Raw genomic sequence first — 8,003 nt, forward strand, 5'->3', positions numbered from 1 at the left:
TTCGGGCGGGATGATAGGGGGGTCCTAGGGGGGTGCTAGGGGATTTCCTACTTACTGGACCGATGATGCCGAGGCTAGCATCGCTCGAGGTGCAAGCCACGTCGCCAGTAATTAGGGAGCGCCGTCGGGATGTTTCGAACCGAACTGATCCGGCCGTTGTCCGACCTGCTGCGATACCACGCGGCCAACGTCCCGGAGAAGGTCGCGTTCGCGGACTCGCGGCGCACGGTCACGTACGCGGAGCTGGAGAAGCGCACCGGACGGCTCGGCGGGCACCTCGCCGAACTGCGGCTGCAACCGGGTGACCGTGCGCTGATCTTCCTGGGCAACAGCGTCGACATCATCGAGAGCTACCTGGGTGTCACGCGCGCGAACGCGGTCGCGGTGCCGTTCAACCCGCATTCCGCCGACGCCGAGCTCGCCTACGTGCTGGACGACAGCGGCGCCCGCGTCGTGATCACCGACTTCGCGCACCTGGACCAGGTCCGCAAGCTGCTGCCGGGCCGCCCCTATCTCAAGGTGGTCGTCAGCGGCGACGAACCTCTCCCGCGCGGCAGTTCCGTTGTGTCGTACCAGGAACTGACCACGAACGACCCGGCCGTTCCCGCGCGCGACGACCAGGGCCTCGACGACGTGGCGTTCATGCTCTACACCTCCGGCACCACCGGCAAGCCGAAGGGCGTGCTGTCGACGCAGCGCGCGTGCCTGTGGTCGGTCGCCGCCTGCTACGCCCCGGTGATCGGGTTGAACCACGACGACAAGGTGTTGTGGCCCTTGCCGTTGCACCACTCTCTCGCGCACGTGCTGTGTGTCGTCGGTGTCACGGCGGTCGGCGCCACCGCTCGCATCCTCGACGGGTTCGCGGCCGACGAGGTGCTGGCCGCGCTGGAAGGCGACGACTACACGTTCATGTGCGGTGTTCCCGCCATGTACCACCATCTTCTGGAAGTCGCGCGTACACGCGAGGTTCCGTCGAGCGCGCTGACCCGGTGCCTCACCGCGGGGTCGGCGTGCCCGCCGGCGTTGCGCGTCGAGTTCGAGGCGCTGTTCGGTGTCGCGCTGCTCGACGGCTACGGCAGCACCGAGACGTGCGGCCTGATCGCGGTGAACTGGGCGCACGGCACCAGGGTTCCCGGCTCCTGCGGCCTGCCGGTGCCGGGTCTCGCGGTGCGGCTGGTCGATCCGGACACCGGCGTCGACGTCGACGCGGAGGCCGAGGGCGAGGTCTGGGTGCGCGGCCCGAGCCTCATGACGGGCTACCACAACCAGCCGGAGGCGACCGCGCAGGCGATGCCGAACGGCTGGTACCGCACGGGCGACCTGGCGCGCCGCGACCTCTACGGCTACGTCACGATCACCGGCCGCGTCAAGGAGCTCATCATCCGCGGCGGCGAGAACATCCACCCCGGCGAGGTGGAGGAGGTGCTGCTCAAGGTCCCCGGCGTCGCCGACGCCGCGGTGGTCGGCAAGCCGCACGACATCCTCGGCGAGGTGCCGATCGCGTTCGTCGTGCCCGGCAAGCAGGGCCTCGATCCCGTGCGCCTGTACGACGCCTGCCGCGAGCAGCTGTCGAACTTCAAGGTGCCCGAAGAGCTGTACGAGATCGACCACATCCCGCGCACTACCTCGGGCAAGATCACGCGGCACGTGCTGCTCGACCGTCCGGCCCGGCTTCGGGCCGCGAGCGGCGGGCAGCACGAGTCGTTGCTGCGCATGGACTGGGCGCCGATGTCGTCGGTCCGCACGGCGTCGCTCGAACTGGCCAAGCGCTGGGCGGTCGTCGGCCCGGACGCCTTCGGCCTGACTGCTTCTCTTGTGTCCGCCGGTGTGCACGTGGCGACGCACGTGGACGCCGCGTCGCTGCACGTGTCCGTTGTGGACGGTGAACCGGCCCCGGACGTGGCGGTGCTGTGCTGCCCGGACGACATGGACACCGGAGGCAAGCTCACCACGGCCGCGCAGGAGGCGTTGCGCAAGGTCGGTGGCGTGCTGCGGACGTGGGTGAACGACGACTGGTTCGCGCACTCCCGGCTGGTCGTGCTGACCCGGGGCGCGGTCGCGGCGGGTGTCGAGGACGTGCGCGACCTCGTGCACGCGCCGGTGTGGGGGCTGCTGCGCTCGTTGCAGGTCGAGTTCCCGAACCGGTTCACGCTGATCGACATCGACGACCTGCCCCCGTCCGCCGGGGTGCTGCCGCTCGCGGTCGCCGCGGGCGAACCACAGCTGGCCATCCGCTCCGGCATCGCGTTGACGCCGCGGCTCAAGCGCGTGTCGGCGTCCGTGGACAGCGACGAGGTGCTGCGCATCGACCCCAAGCGCACGGTCGTCGTGACCGGCGCGGACGGCACGATGGGCGCGGCTCTGACCAGGCATCTCGTTGCCGCGTACGGTGCACGGCACCTGCTGCTGATCAGCTCGCGCGGCCGGGCCGACGAGGCGACCGCGCACCTGGAGTCCGCACTGTCGGAGCTCGGTGCGCGGGTCGCGGTGGCGGCCTGCGACGTGGCGGACCGCGCCGCGCTGGCCGAGGTGCTGGGCAAGCTGAAGCGGCCGATCACCGCCGTCATCCACGGTGAGGGCGAGCACCCGGCGAAACCGTCGCCGAACGTTCCTCGGGCGGACGTGTTCCGGTCCGTTGTGGATGGTGCGGTGAACCTGCACCAGCTCACGAAGAGCGGCGAGGTCACCGCGTTCGTCATGCTCTGCACGGTCGCGGGCGCACTCGGCCTGGTCGGGTCGGGGGAGCAGGCGGCGGCGAACTCGTTCCTGGACGCGCTGGCCCGCTACCGCCGCAAACGCGAGCTTTCCGCGACGTTCCTCGCTGTCGGTTCGACGGACGCGCCGACGACGGCGTCGCGGGTGGGCGAGCTGTCGACGCAGGAGTTCGCCGCGATGTTCGACGTGGCGACGTCCGCGGGGCTGGCGCAGGCCGTGATCATGCGGATCAACAGTGCCGCTCTCCGCGAACAGACGTCGTCGACCGAGGTGCCGGCGTTGCTGCGCGGCCTGATCGACGTGTCGGCGCGGCTCGCCACGCCGGATGAGCGCGACCTGTCCGCGCTGCGTCAGCGACTGGTGGCGATGTCGCCGGAGGAGCAGGACATCTTCCTGCTCAACCTGGTGCGCACCGAGGTCGCGGGCGTGCTCGGGCTGACCGGCGCCGAGCGGGCGGAGTCGAAGAAGACGTTCCGCGAGCTCGGCCTGACCTCGGTCACGGCGGTCGACCTGCGCAACCGGCTGACCGCGGCGACGGGCCTGCACCTGTCCGCGCCGGTCGCGTTCGACTACCCCACTCCTGTTGTGCTGGCGCGTCATTTACGGGCCGAACTGCTGGGGGAGCGCGCGGCCGTGGCGCCCGAGGTCGTGCGGGCGTTGCCGGACGAGCCGATCGCGATCGTCGGCATGGCCTGCCGTTATCCCGGTGGGGTGGCGTCGCCGGAGGACCTGTGGCGGCTGGTGATGTCCGGCGCGGACGTCGTGTCGTCGTTTCCCACAGACCGCAACTGGGACCTGGAGAAGCTGTTCGACGGCGCCTCGCACACCCGCTCGGGCGGTTTCCTGCACGACGCCGCCGACTTCGACGCGGAGTTCTTCGGGATCTCACCGCGGGAGGCTCTCGCGATGGACCCGCAGCAGCGGTTGCTGCTGGAGGTGTCGTGGGAGGCTCTCGAACGGGCGGGCATCGACCCGGCGTCGTTGCGCGGCACCAACGGCGGCGTGTTCGCCGGTGTGATGTACCACGACTACGGCGCCGGCCTGCTGGACGCGCCCGCCGGGACCGAGGGGTACTGGACGACCGGTACGGCGGGCAGTGTCGTGTCCGGTCGCGTCGCCTACACGCTGGGTCTGCAGGGGCCGGCCGTCACCGTGGACACGGCTTGTTCGTCGTCGCTGGTCGCCTTGCACTGGGCGGCGCAGTCGTTGCGTTCCGGTGAGTCGTCGATCGCGTTGGCCGGTGGTGTGACGATCATGTCGACGCCGCAGACCTTCGTGGAGTTCTCGCGGCAGGGCGGGCTCTCCGCCGATGGCCGCTGCAAGGCTTTCTCCGATTCCGCTGACGGCACCGGCTGGTCCGAAGGCGCCGGCCTCGTGGTTTTGGAACGGTTGTCGGACGCTCGCCGCAACGGGCACACCGTGCTGGCGGTGCTGCGCGGCTCGGCGATCAACCAGGACGGCGCGTCGAACGGCCTGACCGCGCCGAACGGTCCGTCGCAGCAGCGAGTGATCCGGCAAGCGCTTGCGTCCGCCGGTCTGTCCACTTCGGACGTCGACGCGGTCGAAGCGCACGGCACCGGCACGACGCTGGGCGACCCGATCGAGGCGCAGGCGTTGCTCGCGACCTACGGCCAGGGCCGGACCGGATCCAATTCCCCTGGGCCGCTGTGGCTGGGGTCGGTGAAGTCGAATCTCGGCCACACGCAGGCCGCTGCCGGTGTCGCGGGCGTGATCAAGATGGTGATGGCCTTGCGGCACGGTGTTCTGCCGCGCACGCTGCACGTGACCTCGCCGTCCTCGCACGTCGAATGGGGGACGGGCCGGGTCGAGCTGTTGACGTCGAATCAGCCTTGGCCCTCGGTGCCGCGGGAACGGCGTGCGGCGGTGTCCGGGTTCGGTGTCTCGGGCACGAACGCGCACGTGATCTTGGAGGCTCCGGGCGTTCAGGAATTGTCGGACCTGCCTGAGATGATTGGGATGGGGGGTGGATCCCCCCAGGGGGCCGGCCAATCGGGATCGATTCCGTGGGTGGTGTCGGCGAAGTCCGCGACGGCGTTGGACGCGCAGATCAGGCGGATCCGGGCCGTCGAGGCACCGGCTCTCGACATCGGCGCGTCGCTGGTGTCGACGCGGGCGCAGTTGGAGCACCGCGCGGTGCTCCTCGACGGCGTCGAGATCGCGCGCGGGGTGGCGTCCGAGCGGCCGCTGGCGGTGCTGTTCTCCGGGCAGGGGTCGCAGCGGCTCGGCATGGGACGTGAGCTGTACGAGCGGTTCCCGTTGTTCGCGTCGGCTTTCGACGCGGTGCTGGAGCACCTGGACGTGGCGCTGCGGGACGTGATGTGGGGCCACGACGCCGACGCGCTGAACGCGACCCGGTACACGCAGCCGGCGTTGTTCGCGATCGAGGTGGCGCTGTTCCGGCTGGCCGCTTCCTTCGGTGTGCGGCCGGACTTCGTGGGCGGGCATTCGATCGGCGAGATCGTCGCCGCGCACGTGGCCGGGGTGTTCTCGCTGGAGGACGCGTGCCGGTTGGTGGACGCGCGGTCGCGGTTGATGCAGGCGCTGCCTTCCGGTGGCGCGATGGTCGCGCTGCAGGCCACCGAAGAAGAAGTGGTGCCGCTGCTCGGTCCCGAGGTGTCGCTGGCGGCTGTGAACGGGCCGCGTTCGGTGGTGGTCGCGGGTACCGAGGCGGCGGTGCTGGCGGTCGTGGATCGGTTCGCGGACCGCAAGACTAAGCGTCTCACGGTGAGCCATGCGTTTCACTCGCCCTTGATGAACCCGATGCTGGACGAGTTCCGCGCGGTCGTCGAGGGCCTGTCGTTCTCCGAGCCGCAGATCCCGGTCGTGTCCAACGTGACCGGGCAGCTCGCCGTGCGCGAACAACTCACCTCGCCCGAGTACTGGGTGCGGCACGTGCGTGAGGCCGTGCGGTTCTCCGACGGCGTGCGGGCGCTGGGCCGTCAGGGTGTGTCGGCGTTCCTGGAGCTCGGCCCCGACGGCGTGCTGTCGGCGCTGGTGGCGGAGATGACCGAGACGGGCGCGGTGCCGCTGGACGCCGCTGTGGTGCCGGTGCTGCGCCGCGAACGGCCAGAGGAGGCTTCGGCGGTGTCGGCGTTGGCGCGCCTGCACGTCGTGGGTGTGCCGGTGGACTGGTCCCGGCTGTTCGAGGGCACCGGCGCGGCTCGCGTCGACCTGCCCACCTACGCGTTCCAGCGTTCGCGGTTCTGGCCCGAGCCCGAGGTCGCGGTCGGCAAGGCGGATCCGCTGGACGCGGCGTTCTGGCAGCTGGTGGAGAACGACGAGCTGGCTTCGGTGCTGGATCTCGATCCCGAGGTGGCCGCCGCCGTCGTCCCCGCTCTGTCGTCGTGGCGGACTCGGCAGCGGTCGCAGTCCATTGTGGATTCGTGGCGGTTCCGCGAGTCGTGGACCAGGCTGTCGCTGTCCGGCGCGTTCTTCGGGTCCTGGTTGGTCGTCGTGCCGCCGGGGGAGCAGGACACGTGGACGCGCGACGTCGTGGAGATCCTCGGCGGGGTCGCGGTCCCGTTGGACAAGGTCGCTTCCCTGGCCGGCCGGGAGTTCACCGGCGTCGTGTCGCTGCTGGGCGTCGCGGACGACTCGGATGACGTGCCGTACCCGTTGTCCGGGACGTTGTCGCTGCTGAAGGCATTGGAAGGCATCGATGCTCCGTTGTGGACGGTGACGCGGGGCGCCGTGTCGACGGGCCACGGGGACGTCGTGACGTCGCCGGTGCAGACAGCGTTGTGGGGCATGGGCCGCGTGGCCGCTCTGGAGCTGCCACGCCGGTGGGGCGGGCTGATCGACCTGCCGGGCAGCGTGGACACCCAGATCGCGCAGGGTTTGCAGGCGGCGCTGGTGAACTCGCAGGGCGAGGACCAGATCGCGGTGCGCGGCAACGGTGTCTTCGCCCGTCGTCTGGTGCCCGCGCCGCGTGGTGAGCACGGCGAGGACTGGGCGCCCTCGGGCACGGTCCTGATCACCGGCGGTACCGGTGCTCTGGGCGGTTTCGTGGCGCGGTCCGTTGCTGCTCGTGGCGCCTCGCACATCGTTCTGACCTCGCGCCGAGGTCCGCTGACTCCTGGCGTCGAGCACCTCGTGGCGCAGCTCGAAGGGTTCGGTGCCGAGGTGTCGGTCGAGGCCTGCGACGTCGCTGATCGCGCTGCTGTCGAGGAGCTGTTGAGCTGTTTTCCTGATCTGACGGCTGTTGTGCATTGCGCAGGGGTCGACAGTGGTGACGCGCCGTTGGTCGATCTGACTGTTGATCAGCTCGGGGAGTTGTTGCGCGCCAAGATGGTGTCGGCGCGGCATTTGCACGAGCTGACCGGGAACCTCGACGCGTTCGTGCTGTTCTCGTCGGGCGCGGCGGCGTGGGGCAGCGGCGGACAGCCCGCGTACTCGACCGCGAACGCCTACCTGGACGGCCTGGCTCAGCTTCGCCGTGGCCAGGGCCTGGTGGCGACGTCCGTGCAGTGGGGTGCGTGGGCCGAGGCCGGTATGGCGACCGATCCGGAGGCCTACGACCAGTTGCGCCGCCACGGAGTGCTGCCGATGGACCCCGAGCTGGCGTTGACCGCGTTGGTGCAGGCGGTGTCCGACGGCGAGACGGTGCTGACCGTCACGAACACCGACTGGGCCCGTTTCGCGCCGGGCTTCACCGCGTCGCGCCCGTCGCCGCTGTTCTCGGCGATCCCGGAAGTCGTGGCCGCTCTCGCCTCGGACGGGGACGTCGCCGGTGCCGAGCTGGCGTTGCAGGAGAAGCTCGCCGGGTTGTCCGAGGCTGACCGGTCGCGCGTGCTGCTGGACCTCGTGCGTTCCGAGGCCGCGGCGGTGCTGGGGCACTCCGGGGTCGAGTCGATCCACGCGGAGAAAGCGTTCCGCGACCAGGGTTTCGACTCGCTGACCGCCGTGGAGATGCGCGACCGCCTCAAGTCCGCGACCGGACTGCCCGTGCCGTCCGCGCTGGTCTTCGACTACCCGACGCCGCGTCTGGTCGCCGAACACCTGCTGTCCGGCCTGTCCTCGTCGGTGGACGGCTCCGCGCTGGCCGAGCTGACCAGGTTCGAGACCGCCGTGGCGTCGGCTTCCTCCGACGACCACGAGGTGATCCGCGAGCGGCTGGAGAAGCTGCTCGGGCGTTTGAAGAAGCCTGTGTCCACTTCGGACGACGACATCCGCAACGTCTCCGTCGAGGACCTCCTGAACATCATCGACGACGAGTTGCTCGACCTCTCGTAGAAGCCGTGTTGCCCGCACGAAATGAGGACGGACCA

General features: G+C 70.3%; 1 protein-coding gene. It reads left to right on the forward strand.

Annotation, left to right across the window (positions count from 1 at the left end):
• Nucleotides 1-129 precede the first annotated feature (129 nt).
• Nucleotides 130-7,968, forward strand: coding sequence for a type I polyketide synthase (locus ABZ345_RS09665; RefSeq protein WP_359844803.1), 7,839 nt, complete (start codon nucleotides 130-132; stop codon nucleotides 7,966-7,968).
• Nucleotides 7,969-8,003 lie beyond the last annotated feature (35 nt).

The organism is Lentzea sp. NPDC005914 (assembly GCF_040629405.1).
GTDB lineage: Bacteria > Actinomycetota > Actinomycetes > Mycobacteriales > Pseudonocardiaceae > Lentzea.

Bases quoted from the DNA above. Each gene is read 5' to 3' on its own strand.
- ABZ345_RS09665 (WP_359844803.1), top strand. From the start codon at position 130: ATGTTTCGAACCGAACTGATCCGGCCGTTGTCCGACCTGCTGCGATAC.